This window comes from Neorhizobium sp. JUb45 (assembly GCF_004343585.1).
GTDB lineage: Bacteria > Pseudomonadota > Alphaproteobacteria > Rhizobiales > Rhizobiaceae > Neorhizobium.
Window position 1 is genome coordinate 781,433 of sequence record NZ_SLYW01000002.1, and the last position, 16,024, is coordinate 797,456.

11 protein-coding genes are annotated in these 16,024 nt (G+C 58.4%); 10 read left to right on the top strand and 1 reads right to left on the bottom strand.

Going from position 1 to position 16,024, the window contains the following annotated elements; translation table 11 throughout:
* The first annotated feature begins 11 nt into the window (after positions 1 to 11).
* From nusG to rpoC, 7 genes are all read left to right on the top strand, one after another.
* The gene (gene nusG, locus EDF70_RS10580) at positions 12 to 542 is read left to right on the top strand and encodes a transcription termination/antitermination protein NusG (RefSeq protein ID WP_132273284.1); all 531 of its coding nucleotides are present in this window, start codon (positions 12 to 14) and stop codon (positions 540 to 542) included.
* A gap of 181 nt (positions 543 to 723) precedes the next feature.
* The gene (gene rplK, locus EDF70_RS10585; protein WP_112730803.1) at positions 724 to 1,155 is read left to right on the top strand and encodes a 50S ribosomal protein L11; all 432 of its coding nucleotides are present in this window, start codon (positions 724 to 726) and stop codon (positions 1,153 to 1,155) included.
* 1 nt (position 1,156) lies between these two features.
* Positions 1,157 to 1,849 (top strand): 50S ribosomal protein L1, encoded by a 693-nt coding sequence (gene rplA, locus EDF70_RS10590; RefSeq protein WP_132273285.1) that lies wholly within the window; start codon positions 1,157 to 1,159, stop codon positions 1,847 to 1,849.
* 360 nt (positions 1,850 to 2,209) lie between these two features.
* Entirely contained in the window at positions 2,210 to 2,728 is a 519-nt protein-coding gene (gene rplJ / locus EDF70_RS10595) for a 50S ribosomal protein L10 (protein ID WP_132273751.1), read from the top strand.
* Positions 2,729 to 2,782: 54 nt separating this feature from the next.
* On the top strand, positions 2,783 to 3,154 hold the full coding sequence (gene rplL / locus EDF70_RS10600) for a 50S ribosomal protein L7/L12 (protein ID WP_132273286.1): 372 nt from the start codon (positions 2,783 to 2,785) through the stop codon (positions 3,152 to 3,154).
* A gap of 246 nt (positions 3,155 to 3,400) precedes the next feature.
* Positions 3,401 to 7,537 (top strand): DNA-directed RNA polymerase subunit beta, encoded by a 4,137-nt coding sequence (gene rpoB, locus EDF70_RS10605; protein ID WP_132273287.1) that lies wholly within the window; start codon positions 3,401 to 3,403, stop codon positions 7,535 to 7,537.
* Between the two features lie 186 nt (positions 7,538 to 7,723).
* On the top strand, positions 7,724 to 11,932 hold the full coding sequence (gene rpoC, locus EDF70_RS10610) for a DNA-directed RNA polymerase subunit beta' (RefSeq protein WP_132273288.1): 4,209 nt from the start codon (positions 7,724 to 7,726) through the stop codon (positions 11,930 to 11,932).
* A gap of 186 nt (positions 11,933 to 12,118) precedes the next feature.
* Here rpoC and EDF70_RS10615 read toward each other — a convergent pair whose 3' ends face one another.
* Positions 12,119 to 12,415, bottom strand: a complete 297-nt coding sequence (locus tag EDF70_RS10615) for a transcriptional regulator (RefSeq protein WP_132273289.1) — start codon at positions 12,413 to 12,415, stop codon at positions 12,119 to 12,121.
* Between the two features lie 490 nt (positions 12,416 to 12,905).
* Between EDF70_RS10615 and rpsL the strand changes: the two genes are divergently transcribed.
* From rpsL to fusA, 3 genes are all read left to right on the top strand, one after another.
* On the top strand, positions 12,906 to 13,277 hold the full coding sequence (gene rpsL / locus EDF70_RS10620; RefSeq protein WP_003507760.1) for a 30S ribosomal protein S12: 372 nt from the start codon (positions 12,906 to 12,908) through the stop codon (positions 13,275 to 13,277).
* A gap of 82 nt (positions 13,278 to 13,359) precedes the next feature.
* Positions 13,360 to 13,830 (top strand): 30S ribosomal protein S7, encoded by a 471-nt coding sequence (gene rpsG / locus EDF70_RS10625; RefSeq protein ID WP_132273290.1) that lies wholly within the window; start codon positions 13,360 to 13,362, stop codon positions 13,828 to 13,830.
* Between the two features lie 33 nt (positions 13,831 to 13,863).
* On the top strand, positions 13,864 to 15,963 hold the full coding sequence (gene fusA / locus EDF70_RS10630; protein ID WP_132273291.1) for an elongation factor G: 2,100 nt from the start codon (positions 13,864 to 13,866) through the stop codon (positions 15,961 to 15,963).
* The last annotated feature ends 61 nt before the right edge of the window (positions 15,964 to 16,024 follow it).

A 16,024-nucleotide genomic window follows, 5' to 3' on the forward strand; every position in this document is an offset into this window, starting at 1 on the left:
TTGGTATGAAGATGGCGGCACGTTGGTACATCGTCCACGCATATTCGAACTTCGAAAAGAAGGTCGCTGAGGATATCGAGAACAAGGCTCGCCAGAAAGGGCTTGAGCATCTGTTCGAACGTATTCTGGTGCCGACAGAGAAGGTGACGGAAGTGCGTCGCGGCCGCAAGGTCGACAGCGAGCGCAAGTTCTTCCCCGGCTACGTTCTGGTTCGTGCGAACCTGACCGACGAAGCCTATCACCTGATCAAGAATACGCCGAAGGTCACCGGTTTCCTTGGTTCCGACAACAAGCCGGTTCCGATCCCGGACTTTGAAGCCGACCGTATCCTAGGTCAGGTCCAGGAAGGTGTCGAGCGTCCGAAGTCCTCGATCTCCTACGAGATCGGTGAACAGGTTCGTGTTTCCGACGGTCCGTTCGCATCGTTCAACGGTGTGGTGCAGGATGTCGATGAAGAGCGTTCGCGCCTCAAGGTCGAAGTTTCGATCTTTGGTCGCGCCACTCCGGTGGAGCTCGAATACGCTCAGGTCGAGAAGGTCTGAACATTTGTTTCGAATTGGGGTCGACCGCTTGATGTGGTCGGCCTCGCGCGGCGTTTGCCGCAACCGCGTGGGAGGGGAGGCGTCTTAGCCGGATGTCCCGACCGTACCACGCAACCGCAGCCGTCGATCCTTCGGGTCGGCATATCGGGCCGACATTCGGTCCATAACGAAAGGCAGAGAAATGGCTAAGAAAGTAGCAGGCCAGCTCAAGCTTCAGGTCAAGGCAGGATCGGCTAACCCGTCCCCGCCGATCGGCCCGGCGCTTGGTCAGCGTGGCATCAACATCATGGAATTCTGCAAGGCGTTCAATGCCGCCACGCAGGAAATGGAAAAGGGTATGCCGATCCCGGTCGTCATCACCTATTACCAGGACAAGTCCTTCACCTTCGCAATGAAGCAGCCGCCGGTTACCTACTGGCTGAAGAAGGAAGCGAAGATCACGTCCGGTTCCAAGACGCCTGGTAAGGGCGGCAAGGCCGGCACCATCACCAAGGCTCAGGTCCGTGCGATCGCCGAAGGTAAGATGAAGGATCTCAACGCAGCCGATATCGAAGGCGCAATGCTGATGGTTGAGGGCTCTGCCCGCTCCATGGGCCTGGAAGTGGTGGCGTAACATGGCAAAAGTTGCAAAGCGTCTCCAGAAGATCCGTGAAGGCATCGATCCGACCAAGCTGATCGCACTTTCCGATGCCATCTCGGCTGTCAAGGAACGCGCTATCGCGAAGTTCGACGAAACCATCGAAATCTCGATGAACCTCGGCGTTGACCCGCGTCACGCAGACCAGATGGTCCGCGGCGTTGTCAACCTGCCGAACGGCACCGGCCGCGACGTTCGCGTTGCCGTCTTCGCACGTGGCGCCAAGGCTGATGAAGCCAAGGCTGCTGGCGCAGACATCGTCGGCGCAGAAGACCTGCTGGAAATCGTTCAGGGCGGCAAGATCGACTTCGATCGTTGCATCGCTACCCCGGACATGATGCCGCTGGTCGGTCGTCTCGGTAAGGTTCTCGGCCCGCGTGGCATGATGCCGAACCCGAAGGTCGGTACCGTGACCATGGACGTCGCCGGCGCCGTCAAGGCATCCAAGGGCGGTGCAGTCGAATTCCGCGTCGAGAAGGCTGGTATCGTCCACGCCGGCATCGGCAAGGCTTCCTTCGACGCCAAGGCTCTGGAAGAAAACATCAAGGCTTTCGCCGATGCGGTCGTCAAGGCCAAGCCGGCTGGCGCCAAGGGCAACTACGTCAAGCGCGTTGCAATCTCCTCGACCATGGGTCCGGGCGTTCGCATCGAGCCGTCGTCGGTTCTCTAAGACAAGTTTGCCGGGCTGCTCGTCAGTCCGGCCGCACTGATTTCCGGTTCCGCAAGGAGCCGGAGATTTCCGGAGAAATCCGGAACTCCTGTCCGAGATTGTGGGTGGTCTAGGTCTCTTGAGATCGAAACCTTAATCGTATGACCTGCATGAGACTGGTAAGACCCAAGGTTTTTGAGATGCGTGATGCATCCCCTTAAGTGTTGGTTCGAGCCTGGAATGCCTTGTGCCTGCAGTCAAACTGTAGAGCAGGGGGGCAGGATCCTCAAACGCCAGACATGGTCTTTTCGAAGATCCTGAATGGCAAAGGCAAACCGATGGGGCCTGCAGGATTGCGGTCCCGTCAACTGGAGACAGACAGTGGAAAGAGCGGAAAAACGCGAATTCGTCACGGAGCTGAACGAAGTCTTCAAGGCTTCCGGTTCGGTTGTCGTGGCCCACTATGCTGGTGTCACAGTTGCGCAGATGAACGATTTTCGTTCGAAAATGCGTGCTGCTGGCGGCACCGTCAAAGTCGCGAAGAACCGCCTGGCCAAGATCGCTCTTCAGGGTACGGAGTCGGAAGGGATCATCGATCTCTTCAAGGGTCAGACGCTTATCGCATATAGCGCCGACCCGATCACGGCACCGAAGGTCGTCATGGAATTTGCCAAGACCAACGACAAGGTCGTTGTTCTCGGTGGTGCCATGGGTTCCACGACGCTCACAGCAGATGCAGTCAAGTCGCTTGCGACCCTGCCTTCGCTCGACGAGCTTCGTGCAAAGCTTCTGGGCATGATCCAGACGCCGGCTACCCGTATCGCAGGGGTTGTTGCAGCACCGGCAAGCCAGCTTGCCCGCGTGTTCGCGGCCTATGCAAAGAAGGACGAAGCCGCTTAAGGCGGTTTTTCGCTGTTCAAAACCAAGTTCGAACCTATATAAGGAACTATGAAAATGGCTGATCTCGCAAAGATCGTAGACGACCTCTCGGCTCTGACCGTTCTGGAAGCTGCTGAGCTTTCCAAGCTTCTTGAAGAAAAGTGGGGCGTTTCCGCCGCTGCTCCGGTAGCTGTTGCTGCTGCTGCTGGCCCGGCTGCTGCCGCTGAAGAAGAAAAGACCGAATTTGACGTCATCCTCACGGATGCCGGCGCAAACAAGATCAACGTCATCAAGGAAGTCCGCGCAATCACAGGTCTCGGCCTGAAGGAAGCCAAGGACCTCGTTGAAGGCGCTCCGAAGGCTGTCAAGGAAGCTGTTTCGAAGGCTGAAGCTGCTGACCTCAAGAAGAAGCTCGAAGACGCCGGCGCTAAGGTCGACGTTAAGTAATATCGGAATGTGGTGGGGAAGCTTGCTTCCCCACCCGTTTCTTTGGAACGTATTACCCAGGAACCGCAAAAACGGTTCCTGGGTAATGGGTTCTCAAGAGGATAGTCCCGAACCGAGACCGCCATGGCAATCCGGCCTGCGGCATTGGGAAGTGGGACGAGTTTGAGATCACCCATGTTCGACGGGATCGACTGGCCATCGACACCCGTCCGTTGCAGGCCCGGATGCAATTTTGAAGGAGCGACGATGGCTCAGACCCTTTCGTTCAACGGTCGCAGGCGCGTACGCAAGTTTTTCGGAAAAATTCCTGAAGTTACGCAGATGCCGAACCTCATCGAGGTTCAGAAGGCGTCCTACGATCAGTTTCTTATGGTAGACGAGCCGCAAGGCGGCCGCCCCGACGAGGGGCTGCAGGCGGTTTTCCGCTCCGTCTTCCCGATCACCGATTTTTCCGGTGCCTCGATGCTCGAATTCGTGTCCTACGAATTCGAACCGCCGAAGTTCGACGTTGATGAATGCCGTCAGCGCGATCTGACCTACGCAGCGCCGCTGAAAGTGACGCTGCGCCTCATCGTGTTCGATATCGACGAGGATACAGGCGCGAAGTCCATCAAGGACATCAAGGAACAGTCTGTCTACATGGGCGACATGCCGCTCATGACCAATAACGGTACGTTCATCGTGAACGGCACCGAGCGCGTTATCGTGTCGCAGATGCACCGTTCGCCGGGCGTCTTCTTCGACCACGACAAGGGCAAGAGCCATTCTTCCGGCAAGCTGCTCTTCGCTGCTCGCGTTATTCCTTACCGCGGTTCCTGGCTCGATATCGAATTCGACGCCAAGGACATCGTTTACGCCCGTATCGACCGTCGTCGCAAGATCCCGGTTTCTTCGCTGCTGATGGCCCTCGGCATGGATGGCGAAGAAATCCTGTCGACCTTCTATTCGAAGTCGAACTACGAACGCGACGGTGACGGCTGGCGCATTCCGTTCAACGCGGAAACCCTCAAGGGTGCCAAGACGCTGTCCGACATGATCGACGCCGATACCGGCGAAGTCGTTGTCGAATCCGGCAAGAAGCTGACCCCGCGTCTGCTTCGCACGCTGACCGAAAAGGGCCTCAAGGCTCTCAAGGCCAGCAATGACGATCTGTACGGCAACTATCTTGCCGAAGACGTCGTCAACTACGAAACCGGTGAGATCTATCTCGAAGCCGGCGACGAAATCGACGAGAAGACCCTCGGGATCATTCTCAAGAACGGTTTCGACGAGATCCCGGTTCTCGGCATCGACCATATCAATGTCGGCGCCTACATCCGCAACACGATTTCGGTCGACAAGAACGAGAACCGTCAGGACGCTCTGTTCGATATCTACCGCGTCATGCGTCCGGGTGAACCGCCGACCATGGATTCCGCCGAAGCCATGTTCAACTCGCTGTTCTTCGATGCGGAGCGTTACGACCTCTCCGCCGTTGGCCGCGTGAAGATGAACATGCGCCTCGACCTGCAGGTCGAAGACACCGTTCGTACACTCCGCAAGGACGACATCCTGGCCGTGGTCAAGATGCTGGTCGAGCTGCGCGACGGCAAGGGCGAAATCGACGACATCGACAACCTCGGCAACCGCCGTGTTCGTTCGGTCGGCGAGCTCATGGAAAACCAGTACCGTCTGGGTCTCCTGCGTATGGAACGCGCGATCAAGGAACGTATGTCCTCGATCGAAATCGACACCGTGATGCCGCAGGACCTGATCAACGCGAAGCCGGCAGCTGCCGCCGTTCGCGAGTTCTTCGGTTCCTCGCAGCTGTCGCAGTTCATGGACCAGGTGAACCCGCTGTCGGAAATCACCCACAAGCGCCGTCTTTCGGCTCTTGGACCGGGTGGTCTGACCCGCGAGCGCGCAGGCTTCGAAGTCCGCGACGTTCACCCGACCCACTACGGCCGTATTTGCCCGATCGAAACGCCGGAAGGCCCGAACATCGGTCTGATCAACTCGCTGGCCACCTTTGCCCGCGTCAACAAGTACGGCTTCATCGAAAGCCCGTACCGCAAGATCGTTGACGGCAAGGTCACGAAGGACGTCGTTTATCTCTCCGCAATGGAAGAAGCGAAGTACTACGTTGCCCAGGCAAACTCCGAGCTGACCACGGACGGCCTGTTCGTCGAAGAGTTCGTCGTCTGCCGTCATGCCGGCGAAGTCATGCTGTCCCCGCGCGACACCATCAACCTGATGGACGTTTCGCCGAAGCAGCTGGTTTCGGTTGCCGCGGCTCTGATACCGTTCCTCGAAAACGACGACGCCAACCGCGCTCTCATGGGCTCGAACATGCAGCGTCAGGCCGTTCCGCTCGTTCGCGCTGAAGCGCCGTTCGTCGGTACCGGCATGGAACCGGTCGTTGCCCGTGACTCCGGTGCTGCCATCGCTGCCCGTCGTGGCGGCGTGGTCGACCAGGTCGACGCGACACGTATCGTTATCCGCGCCACGGAAGACCTCGAATCCGGCAAGTCCGGCGTCGATATCTACCGCCTGATGAAGTTCCAGCGTTCGAACCAGAACACCTGCGTCAACCAGCGTCCGCTCGTCGCCGTCGGTGACATTCTGAACAAGGGCGACATCATCGCCGACGGTCCGTCGACGGACCTGGGTGACTTGGCACTCGGCCGCAACGCGCTCGTCGCGTTCATGCCCTGGAACGGTTACAACTACGAAGACTCGATCCTGCTCTCCGAGCGTATCGTGTCGGACGACGTGTTCACCTCCATCCACATCGAAGAATTCGAAGTGATGGCACGTGACACCAAGCTTGGTCCCGAAGAAATCACGCGCGACATTCCGAACGTTTCGGAAGAAGCGCTGAAGAACCTCGACGAAGCCGGTATCGTCTACATCGGTGCGGAAGTCGCTCCTGGCGACATTCTCGTCGGCAAGATCACGCCGAAGGGCGAAAGCCCGATGACGCCGGAAGAAAAGCTTCTGCGCGCCATCTTCGGTGAAAAGGCGTCCGACGTTCGCGACACCTCCATGCGCATGCCTCCGGGCACGTTCGGCACCATCGTCGAAGTTCGCGTTTTCAACCGCCACGGCGTTGAAAAGGACGAACGTGCGATGGCGATCGAGCGCGAGGAAATCGAACGCCTCGCCAAGGACCGTGACGACGAGCAGGCGATCCTCGACCGTAACGTTTACGGCCGTCTGATCGAGATGCTGCGCGGCCAGATGTCGGTTGCCGGCCCGAAGGGCTTCAAGAAGGGCGTCGAACTGACCAACGCCATCGTCTCCGAATACCCCCGCTCGCAGTGGTGGATGTTCGCAGTCGAAGACGAAAAGGTTCAGGGCGAAGTCGAAGCTCTGCGTGCCCAGTACGACGAATCGAAGTCGCTCCTCGAGCACCGCTTCATGGACAAGGTCGAGAAGGTACAGCGCGGCGACGAAATGCCTCCGGGTGTCATGAAGATGGTCAAGGTCTTCGTGGCTGTTAAGCGCAAGATCCAGCCGGGCGACAAGATGGCCGGCCGTCACGGTAACAAGGGCGTTGTCTCGCGTATCGTGCCTGTCGAAGACATGCCGTTCCTGGAAGATGGTACCCATGTCGACGTCGTTCTGAACCCGCTGGGCGTGCCTTCGCGCATGAACGTCGGCCAGATCCTCGAGACGCATCTTGCATGGGCTTGCGCCGGTATGGGCAAGCGCATCGGTCAGATGCTCGAAGAGTACAAGGCATCGAACGACATCACCGAGCTCAAGCAGGAGCTGACCGAAGCTTACGAAAGCCAGGCCAATAACGAGGTTTCGACCTTCGACGACGAATCTCTCATTCGTCTGGCCGAGCAGTCCAAGCGTGGTCTCTCCATCGCAACGCCGGTCTTCGACGGTGCGCATGAGCCTGACGTTGCTGCCATGCTGAAGAAGGCTGGTCTGGACGAAAGCGGTCAGTCGGTTCTCTACGATGGCCGTACCGGCGAGCAGTTCGACCGCAAGGTAACCGTCGGCTACATGTACATGATCAAGCTGAACCACCTTGTGGACGACAAGATCCACGCGCGTTCGATCGGTCCGTACTCGCTCGTCACCCAGCAGCCGCTCGGTGGTAAGGCGCAGTTCGGTGGCCAGCGCTTCGGGGAAATGGAAGTCTGGGCTCTGGAAGCCTACGGCGCCGCCTACACCCTGCAGGAAATGCTGACCGTGAAGTCGGACGACGTGGCAGGCCGTACCAAGGTCTACGAAGCGATCGTACGTGGCGACGACACGTTCGAAGCGGGCATTCCGGAGAGCTTCAACGTTCTCGTCAAGGAAATGCGCTCGCTCGGTCTGTCGGTCGAGCTGGAGAATTCCAAGCTCGAAAACCAGCCGGAAGGTCAGCTGCCGGACGCAGCCGAATAATACTTTGACAACGGTGTGCGTGAGAAATTGCGCACACCATTCCCTTAACCGCCGGGCAACCGGAAAGGTGAGGGGAGTTTCGCCATCACTGGCGTCCTTTGTCATTTAAGGGTCTGGTTCGACAGCCCGGGAATTTGTCGAGCACGACCCGTTTGAGGGCCTTCGCGCCCCATCAAGGAGACAGGCATGAACCAAGAGGTCATGAACCTTTTCAACCCGACAGTGCCGGCACAGCACTTCGATTCGATCCGGATCTCGATTGCGAGCCCGGAAAAGATCCTGTCGTGGTCCTACGGCGAGATCAAGAAGCCGGAAACCATCAACTACCGTACTTTCAAGCCGGAACGTGACGGCCTGTTCTGCGCGCGCATCTTTGGTCCGATCAAGGACTATGAGTGCCTGTGCGGCAAGTACAAGCGCATGAAGTACAAGGGCATCATCTGCGAAAAGTGCGGCGTCGAAGTCACGCTGTCGCGCGTTCGTCGTGAGCGCATGGGCCATATCGAGCTCGCAGCTCCGGTTGCCCATATCTGGTTCCTGAAGTCGCTTCCTTCGCGTATCTCGACGCTGCTCGACATGACGCTGAAGGATGTGGAGCGCGTTCTCTACTTCGAAAACTACATCGTCACCGAGCCTGGCCTGACGTCGCTGAAGGAAAATCAGCTTCTGTCGGAAGAGGAATACATGATCGCCATCGACGAGTTCGGTGAAGATCAGTTCACGGCGATGATCGGTGCTGAAGCCATCTTCGAAATGCTGGCGTCGATGAACCTCGACAAGCTGGCTGGTGACCTGCGTGCAGATCTGGCGGAAACGACGTCTGATCTGAAGCAGAAGAAGTTCATGAAGCGACTGAAGATCGTCGAGAACTTCATCGAGTCCGGCAACCGCCCGGAATGGATGATCATGAAGGTCGTGCCGGTTATCCCGCCGGACCTGCGTCCGCTGGTTCCGCTCGATGGCGGCCGCTTCGCGACGTCTGACCTGAACGATCTCTATCGTCGCGTCATCAACCGTAACAACCGTCTGAAGCGCCTGATCGAACTGCGCGCTCCGGGCATCATCATCCGCAACGAAAAGCGCATGCTGCAGGAATCTGTGGACGCGCTGTTCGACAACGGCCGCCGTGGCCGCGTCATCACCGGCGCCAACAAGCGTCCGCTGAAGTCGCTGTCCGACATGCTCAAGGGCAAGCAGGGCCGCTTCCGCCAGAACCTTCTCGGCAAGCGCGTCGACTATTCCGGTCGTTCGGTTATCGTGACGGGTCCGGAACTGAAGCTGCACCAGTGCGGCCTGCCGAAGAAGATGGCGCTCGAACTGTTCAAGCCGTTCATCTACGCCCGCCTCGACGCCAAGGGTTATTCCTCGACCGTCAAGCAGGCCAAGAAGCTGGTTGAAAAGGAAAAGCCGGAAGTCTGGGATATCCTCGACGAGGTTATCCGCGAGCATCCGGTCCTGTTGAACCGCGCACCGACGCTGCACCGTCTGGGCATCCAGGCCTTCGAACCGATCCTGGTTGAAGGCAAGGCTATCCAGTTGCACCCGCTCGTCTGCACGGCCTTCAACGCCGACTTCGACGGTGACCAGATGGCCGTTCACGTGCCGTTGTCGCTGGAAGCTCAGCTCGAAGCCCGCGTCCTGATGATGTCGACGAACAACATCCTGCACCCGGCTAACGGTGCACCGATCATCGTTCCGTCGCAGGACATGGTTCTCGGCCTGTACTACCTATCGATCATGAACCAGAACGAGCCGGGCGAAGGCATGGTCTTCTCCGACATGGGCGAACTGCTCCATGCTCTGGAAAACAAGGTCGTGACCCTGCATGCCAAGATCCGCGGTCGTTTCAAGACGGTCGACGAAGAAGGCAAGCCGGTTTCGCAGATCCATGAGACGACACCTGGTCGTATGATCATCGGCGAACTTCTGCCGAAGAACTTCAAGGTCCCTTACGAGACCTGCAACCAGGAAATGACCAAGAAGAACATCTCCAAGATGATCGACACGGTCTACCGTCACTGCGGTCAGAAAGACACGGTCATCTTCTGCGACCGCATCATGCAGCTGGGCTTCAAGCATGCCTGCCGCGCCGGCATTTCGTTCGGCAAGGACGACATGATCATTCCTGAAACCAAGGCCAAGATCGTCGGTGACACCGAAACCCTGGTGAAGGAATACGAACAGCAGTACAATGACGGTCTGATCACTCAGGGCGAAAAGTACAACAAGGTCGTCGACGCCTGGGGTAAGGCCACCGAGAAGGTTGCCGAAGACATGATGGCCCGCATTAAGGCCGTCGAGTTCGATCCGGAAACCGGTCGCCAGAAGCAGATGAACGCCATCTACATGATGTCGCACTCGGGTGCTCGTGGTTCACCGAACCAGATGCGTCAGCTGGGCGGCATGCGCGGCCTGATGGCCAAGCCGTCGGGTGAAATCATCGAAACGCCGATCACGTCGAACTTCAAGGAAGGTCTGACCGTTAACGAGTACTTCAACTCGACCCACGGTGCCCGTAAGGGTCTCGCAGACACGGCTCTGAAGACGGCTAACTCCGGTTACCTGACGCGTCGTCTCGTTGACGTCGCCCAGGATTGCATCGTCAACCTCGTCGATTGCGGCACCGAGACCGGTCTTACCATGACCGCCATCGTTGACGCCGGCCAGGTCGTTGCATCGATCGGCGCCCGCGTTCTGGGTCGTACGGCTCTCGACGACATCGATCATCCGGTCACGGGTGAGCGCATCGTTGATGCCGGCCGCATGATCCTCGAGCCGGATGTCATCGAAATCGAAAAGGCTGGCATCCAGTCGATCCGCATTCGCTCCGCACTGACCTGCGAAGTCCAGACCGGCGTTTGCTCGGTTTGCTACGGCCGCGACCTTGCTCGCGGTACGCCGGTCAACATGGGCGAAGCAGTCGGCGTTATCGCTGCTCAGTCTATCGGTGAGCCGGGCACGCAGCTGACCATGCGTACGTTCCACCTTGGTGGTACGGCCAACGTGGTTGACTCGTCGTTCCTGGAAGCGTCGTACGAAGGCACGATCCTGATCAAGAACCGCAACATGCTGCGCAACTCGGAAGGCGTTCTTGTCGCCATGGGTCGTAACATGGCGGTGACGATCCTGGACGAGCGTGGCGTGGAGCGTTCTTCGCAGCGCGTTGCCTACGGTTCGAAGCTGCATGTCGATGATGGTGACAAGGTTCGTCGCGGTCAGCGTCTGGCAGAGTGGGACCCATACACACGCCCGATGATGACGGAAGTCGCCGGTACGGTTTCCTTCGAAGACGTGGTCGACTCGATCTCGGTTTCGGAATCCACCGACGAATCCACCGGCATCACCAAGCGTCAGGTCATCGACTGGCGTTCGACGCCGCGCGGTGTCGATCTCAAGCCGGCAATCGTCATCAAGGACGATGCAGGCCAGATCCTGAAGCTGTCGCGTGGTGGCGAAGCCCGCTTCCACCTCAACGTCGAGGCCGTCCTGTCCGTAGAACCGGGCCAGAAGGTGTCGCAGGGTGACGTTCTTGCGCGTGTTCCGATGGAAAGCGCCAAGACCAAGGACATCACCGGTGGTCTGCCGCGCGTTGCCGAACTGTTCGAAGCTCGTCGTCCGAAGGACCACGCCATCATCGCTGAGATCGATGGTACGATCCGCCTCGGCCGCGACTACAAGAACAAGCGTCGCGTGATGATCGAGCCTGCAGAAGACGGTGTCGAGCCGGTCGAATACCTGATCCCGAAGGGCAAGCCCTTCCACCTTCAGGAAGGCGACTATATCGAAAAGGGTGATTACATCCTCGACGGTAACCCGGCGCCGCACGACATCCTGGCGATCAAGGGCGTGGAAGCACTCGCTTCCTACCTGGTCAACGAAATCCAGGAAGTCTACCGACTGCAGGGCGTTGTGATCAACGACAAGCACATCGAGGTGATCGTTCGCCAGATGCTGCAGAAGGTCGAGATCACCGACAGTGGTGACAGCCAGTACATCGTCGGCGACAACGTCGATCGTATCGAACTGGACGAAGCCAACGAACGGCTCGAGGAAGAGGGCAAGAAGCCCGCTTACGGCGATCCGGTTCTGCTCGGCATCACCAAGGCATCGCTGCAGACGCCGTCCTTCATCTCGGCTGCATCCTTCCAGGAAACCACCAAGGTTCTCACGGAAGCTGCCATCGCCGGCAAGATGGACACACTGCAGGGTCTGAAGGAAAACGTCATCGTCGGCCGCCTCATCCCGGCTGGTACCGGCGGGACCATGACGCAGATCCGCCGCATCGCCACTTCGCGCGACGAACTCATCCTTGATGAGCGCAAGAAGGGTTCGGGCGCTGGCTCTGCCACCCCGATGCTGCAGGACATGAACCCGGAGAAGACCCCGGCTGAATAAGCAGGGTCGGTCCTTCCGATAAAAATGAAGCCGCTCGGAGTGATCCGGGCGGCTTTTTTACTGTCCGGAGCAATCCGGGATCATGGATGATGCACAAACGAAAACGCCCACGCGGTGGAGGCGTGGGCGTATCGTATGGCCTGAACGGCGTCGCACGGGCCGCCGCAGCGGCGTGCGGCGTGTGGGTCAGGAGGTGAAGCGGATGATCGACACTTCGCCTTCGAGAGCGCCCTGATAGGCGGAGGCATGCGGTTCATCCACGGGCTCTTGCGTCAGGACACCGATCTGGTCGAGGTCCGCTTCGAGAAAACCTTCTTCGGACAGCGCGTTGAGCGCGTCGCGTACGGCGGTGTCATCATCGGGCGCGCGCAGCAGGATATGCATCTCCGTGCCTTCGCTCGTCTTCGATTCATACCCCTTGCCGATGATGATGAAGATCATTGGTTCGTCGAGAGTGTTGTCGTTGTCGGGCGTGTCGATCATGCGTTTTTCCATTTCCGAGGCTGGCGGCAGTGCCGTGGGCAGGTGCCTTTCAGGTCTTTATCGATTCTTAACGGCTTTGCCAGCCGATTCCCACCGGCATCACCGAACCTGTGTCGCAATTCCCCGGAAATGGCGTATAAAGGCCGGAAAACAAGGCGCTTGCCCAGGTCGGGCAGGGGGTAATTTCGTTTTCTCCCTTGACGCGCCGGGACGGAAACAGTAAACGCGCCGCATCGGAAGAGATGTGAGGCTGCACTATCCGGCACGACACGTGTCGGAAATATGCCTCAAACAGGCTTCCATGCGCACGTTGAAGACAAGAATGCTGCACGCACGACGCGTTTTTTGAACGCGTCCTCTGCCTTCCGTGGTCCTTCCGAGACAGGGTGGGGCCACGTTTTGTGCATGTTGGAATGTGTGCGTCGCGGCCGGAAACGGCGAAACCGGCCCTCAAAAGGGGTCACGAGATTATTTTGCAAGGGATGGTTATATGCCTACCGTAAACCAGCTGATCCGCAAGCCTCGTCAGGCACAGGTCAAGCGCAACAAGGTCCCGGCTCTGCAGGAAAACCCGCAGAAGCGTGGCGTCTGCACCCGCGTCTACACCACGACGCCGAAGAAGCCGAACTCGGCTCTGCGTAAGGTCGCCAAGATCCGTCTGACCAACGGCTTCGAAGTCATCGGTTATATTCCGGGTGAAGGTCACAACCTGCAGGAACACTCTGTCGTCATGATCCGTGGCGGCCGCGTAAAGGACTTGCCGGGCGTTCGTTACCACATCATCCGCGGCGTTCTCGATACCCAGGGTGTCAAGAACCGTAAGCAGCGTCGCTCCAAGTACGGCGCGAAGCGTCCGAAGTAATCTTCGGTCAACAAAACCTATTTGGCGCTGCGCGAGGTTCTCCGCGTGATAAAGCGCCCGCAACAATTGAGAGACGGAACGTATGTCCAGACGTCATAGTGCAGAGAAGCGTGAGATCAACCCGGACCCGAAGTTCGGTGATCTGGTCGTCACGAAGTTCATGAATGCCATCATGCTTCATGGCAAGAAGTCGGTTGCTGAAAGCATCGTTTACGGTGCCTTCGATAGCGTGCAGGCAAAGGCAAAGTCCGAGCCGCTGGCGATCTTCCATCAGGCGCTCGAGAATATCGCGCCGCATGTTGAAGTACGCTCGCGCCGCGTTGGTGGTGCTACCTACCAGGTCCCGGTCGACGTTCGTCCGGAGCGCCGTCAGGCACTCGCTATTCGCTGGCTGATCACTGCTGCCCGCAAGCGCAACGAGACCACCATGGTTGACCGCCTGTCCGGTGAACTGATGGATGCCTCGAACAACCGTGGTTCCGCTGTCAAGAAGCGCGAAGATACGCATAAGATGGCTGACGCCAACCGCGCCTTCTCGCACTACCGCTGGTAATCTTAACCGATCGAATTTCGAAAGGCAGTCATTATGGCTCGCGAATATAAAATCGAAGACTACCGCAACTTCGGTATCATGGCGCATATCGACGCCGGCAAGACCACGACCACCGAGCGTATTCTCTATTACACCGGCAAGTCGCACAAGATCGGTGAAGTTCATGACGGCGCTGCCACCATGGACTGGATGGAGCAGGAGCAGGAGCGTGGCATCACGATCACCTCCGCTGCCACCACGACCTTCTGGAAGGGTCGCGACGGCAAGATGCGCCGCTTCAACATCATCGACACCCCCGGCCACGTTGACTTCACCATCGAAGTCGAACGTTCGCTGCGCGTGCTCGACGGTGCGGTTGCTCTTCTCGATGCCAACGCCGGCGTAGAGCCGCAGACGGAAACCGTCTGGCGTCAGGCTGAGAAGTACAACGTTCCGCGCATGATCTTCTGCAACAAGATGGACAAGACCGGTGCGGACTTCTACCGCTCGGTCGAGATGATCAAGACCCGTCTTGGCGCCATCGCAGTCGTCATGCAGCTCCCGATCGGTGCAGAAACCGAATTCAAGGGCGTTGTCGACCTGGTTGAGATGAACGCTCTCGTATGGCGCGACGAATCGCTCGGCGCTGCATGGGACGTTGTCGAGATCCCGGACGACCTGAAGGAAAAGGCTGCCGAATATCGCGAGAAGATGATCGAACAGGTCGTCGAAATCGACGAAGAGGCAATGGAAGCCTACCTGAACGGCGACATGCCGGACAATGACAAGATCCGTGAACTGGTTCGCCGCGGCACGATCGACGTCAAGTTCCACCCGATGTTCTGCGGCACCGCGTTCAAGAACAAGGGCGTTCAGCCGCTGCTCGACGCTGTTGTCGACTACCTGCCGTCGCCGATGGACATCCCCGCGATCAAGGGCATCGACTTCAAGACCGAAGCCGAAATCGAGCGTCACGCTGACGACTCGGAGCCGCTTTCGATGCTGGCGTTCAAGATCATGAACGACCCCTTCGTCGGTTCGCTCACCTTCGCACGTATCTATTCGGGCAAGCTCGAAAAGGGTTCGTCTGTCATCAACACGGTCAAGGACAAGCGCGAGCGTGTCGGCCGTATGCTGCAGATGCACTCCAACAGCCGTGAAGACATCGAAGAAGCCTTTGCAGGCGACATCGTTGCTCTGGCTGGCCTCAAGGAAACCACCACTGGCGATACGCTCTGCGATCCGCTGAAGCCGGTTATCCTCGAGCGGATGGAATTCCCCGAGCCGGTCATCCAGATCGCGATCGAGCCGAAGTCCAAGGGCGACCAGGAAAAGATGGGCCTCGCGCTCAACCGTCTGGCTGCTGAAGATCCGTCGTTCCGCGTCAAGACTGACCAGGAATCGGGTCAGACGATCATCGCCGGCATGGGCGAACTTCACCTCGACATTCTCGTTGACCGTATGCGTCGCGAGTTCAAGGTTGAAGCCAACGTCGGTGCTCCGCAGGTTGCCTACCGCGAAACCATCACGCGTCAGCACGAAGAAGACTACACGCACAAGAAGCAGTCCGGTGGTACCGGTCAGTTCGCGCGCGTCAAGATCGTCTTCGAACCGAACCCGGATGGCGAAGACTTCCTGTTCGAATCCAAGATCGTCGGCGGTGCTGTTCCGAAGGAATACATCCCGGGCGTTCAGAAGGGTATCGAGAGCGTTCTGTCTTCGGGTCCGCTGGCTGGCTTCCCGATGCTGGGCGTCAAGGCGACCCTCATCGACGGCGCCTTCCACGACGTCGACTCGTCGGTTCTCGCCTTCGAAATCGCATCGCGTGCCTGCTTCCGTGAAGCAGCAAAGAAGGCTGGTGCACAGCTTCTAGAGCCGATGATGAAGGTCGAAGTCGTAACGCCGGAAGACTATGTCGGTGACGTTATCGGCGACCTGAACTCGCGTCGTGGCCAGATCCAGGGCCAGGAACAGCGCGGCATCGCTATCGTCATCAACGCACACGTTCCGCTTGCGAACATGTTCAAGTACGTCGACAACCTGCGCTCCATGTCGCAGGGCCGCGCGCAGTACTCGATGACCTTCGATCACTACGCACCGGTTCCGTCGAACGTCGCGACCGAAATCCAGGCTAAGTATTCCGGTCAGAAGTAATCGGAATACGACACCAGACTACGCCCCGGTCTCAAAGCCGGGGCGATCAAACAAGAATTAG

Excerpts from the sequence above, each read along its gene's own strand:
- nusG (WP_132273284.1), top strand. The coding sequence starts at position 12 with ATGGCGGCACGTTGGTACATCGTCCACGCATATTCGAACTTCGAAAAG.
- rplK (WP_112730803.1), top strand. The coding sequence starts at position 724 with ATGGCTAAGAAAGTAGCAGGCCAGCTCAAGCTTCAGGTCAAGGCAGGA.
- rplA (WP_132273285.1), top strand. The coding sequence starts at position 1,157 with ATGGCAAAAGTTGCAAAGCGTCTCCAGAAGATCCGTGAAGGCATCGAT.
- rplL (WP_132273286.1), top strand. The coding sequence starts at position 2,783 with ATGGCTGATCTCGCAAAGATCGTAGACGACCTCTCGGCTCTGACCGTT.
- rpoB (WP_132273287.1), top strand. The coding sequence starts at position 3,401 with ATGGCTCAGACCCTTTCGTTCAACGGTCGCAGGCGCGTACGCAAGTTT.
- rpoC (WP_132273288.1), top strand. The coding sequence starts at position 7,724 with ATGAACCAAGAGGTCATGAACCTTTTCAACCCGACAGTGCCGGCACAG.
- EDF70_RS10615 (WP_132273289.1), bottom strand. The coding sequence starts at position 12,415 with ATGATCGACACGCCCGACAACGACAACACTCTCGACGAACCAATGATC.
- rpsL (WP_003507760.1), top strand. The coding sequence starts at position 12,906 with ATGCCTACCGTAAACCAGCTGATCCGCAAGCCTCGTCAGGCACAGGTC.
- rpsG (WP_132273290.1), top strand. The coding sequence starts at position 13,360 with ATGTCCAGACGTCATAGTGCAGAGAAGCGTGAGATCAACCCGGACCCG.
- fusA (WP_132273291.1), top strand. The coding sequence starts at position 13,864 with ATGGCTCGCGAATATAAAATCGAAGACTACCGCAACTTCGGTATCATG.